Genomic DNA, 1,722 nt, shown 5'->3' with positions numbered 1-1,722 from the left:
GGCGGGCGATCCGGATGGCGGTCGAGGATTTTCCGCACCTCGCCGTGTGGACGAAGCCGACCGCGCCGTTCCTGTCGCTCGAAGCCTGGACCGGGCATGCCGACTGGGCCGGATTCTCGGGCGAGCTCGCCGAGCGCGACGCGCAGCGCGTGCTGGCGCCCGGCGCCACCGCCGATCACGGCATCCGCCTCACCCTGGAGGGGTGAGGCCGTGCGGGTCTGGGTGGCGCGGCCGGAGCCCGGCGCCGCACGCACCGGCGAACGCCTGGCGGCGCTCGGCCACCTGCCCCTGGTGGCGCCGGTGCTGGTGGTGCGCCCCACCGGCGCAGCCCTGCCGCCGGGCCCGTTCGACGGGCTGATCCTCACCAGCGCGAACGCCCTCGACGCGCTGCTCGCGACGACCGAGGCGGCCACCCTGCGCGGAATCCCGGTCTTCGCCGTCGGCCCGCGGACGGCGGCGCTCGCCGAAGCGCGGCTCGGCGCGGTGACGGCGGGGACGGGCGACGCCGCCGCGCTCGCAGCGATCGTGCAGGGATCCGTCGCGCCGGGGGCATCCCTGCTCCACGTGGCCGGCGCGGAGCGCAAGGCGGAACCCGCCGCCCGGCTGACGGCCGCCGGCTACCGGATCGCGACGCACGTCGCCTACGCGGCCGAGGCGGTGGCGCACCTGCCGGACCCGGTCTTCGCGGCCTTCGCCGCCGTCCCCGGAGGGCTCGACGCCGCCCTGCACTATTCCCGCCGCAGCGCGCGCGTGGCGCATCGATTGTCGGAAGCGGCCGGACACGGCGGAGCTTTCCGCGCGTTGAGGCATTACTGCCTGTCGGACGACGTGGCCGCAGCCCTGGACCAAGCCGGGGTCGCGGCCCATTTCGTCGCTGGGCGACCGCGCGAGGACGACCTCCTCGCGGGCCTGTCCTGACATCGCCGCGCCGCCGTCAGATCGGGTCTCGCCCGGGCGGAAGCGGCGGTGATAGGTAGGCGCCGCCCGCACCGGCGCGGGTCGTGAGGAACGTTAGGATCGGGGCGCGCGGCACAGCCGCCGCGCCCGGGACGTCGAGACGGGAGAGACAACGGCCGTGAAGCCACCATCCAACGACGCCGACCGTCCGAATTCCGGCTCCCAGGCTCCGGGTGCCGCGAAGAACGGTGCCCCGAGCTCGACCGCCCCCCAGACCCAGGGCGGCAAGCCCGGAACGGTGTCGACGCCGCAGGGCCGTCCGCCCGAGACCCTGCCGCCGGGCGTCCACGTCAAGTCGGAGCCGGCCAAATCCGAGACCGGCAAGCCCGATACGGCCAAGAACGATACGGCCAAGCCCGACACCATCAAGCCCGATACGGCCAAGCCCGCCGTTCCGTCGTCCTCGGCCCAGGCGCCGAAGCCGGAGGCCGGCCGCGCCGATCCTCCGATCACCGCCGGGCCGACGAAGGCCGAGCCCGGCCGCCCGGCCCAGCCCTCCGCCGATCCGGCGAAGCTCGACGCCAGGCCTGCCGGCGGGGCGGGCGCCGCCTCTGCAGCGTTCCCGAGCAAGCCCGCGACAGAGGCGGTCAAGCCCGGGATCGCCGGCGCGCCGGGCGGCCCGTCCGCGGCGAAGGAGCCGGGGAAAGCCGAGCCGGGCAAGCCGGACCCGGCGAAGCCCGAGTTCGGCCGGTCCGGGGCCGGCACCGCCGCCGAGCCGCCGAAATCCGCCGGCGGCGCCACGGCGGGCGGGCCGCGGCCCTCCGG

At 76.6% G+C, this 1,722-nt stretch carries 1 protein-coding gene and 2 pseudogenes; all 3 read left to right on the top strand.

Going from position 1 to position 1,722, the window contains the following annotated elements; translation table 11 throughout:
- Positions 1 to 206: pseudogene (locus tag FV227_RS28500) on the top strand (aldose 1-epimerase family protein); the annotation flags it as partial.
- Between the two features lie 4 nt (positions 207 to 210).
- Entirely contained in the window at positions 211 to 918 is a 708-nt protein-coding gene (locus tag FV227_RS28495) for a uroporphyrinogen-III synthase (RefSeq protein ID WP_147844693.1), read from the top strand.
- A 157-nt stretch (positions 919 to 1,075) separates the two neighbouring features.
- Positions 1,076 to 1,722 (top strand): annotated as a pseudogene (locus FV227_RS28490) (hypothetical protein); the annotation flags it as partial.

The sequence above is a fragment of the Methylobacterium sp. WL119 genome (assembly GCF_008039875.1).
Lineage (GTDB): Bacteria > Pseudomonadota > Alphaproteobacteria > Rhizobiales > Beijerinckiaceae > Methylobacterium.
Note: the sequence above shows the minus strand (reverse complement) of the source record. Positions and strands in the feature narration are given on the sequence as shown.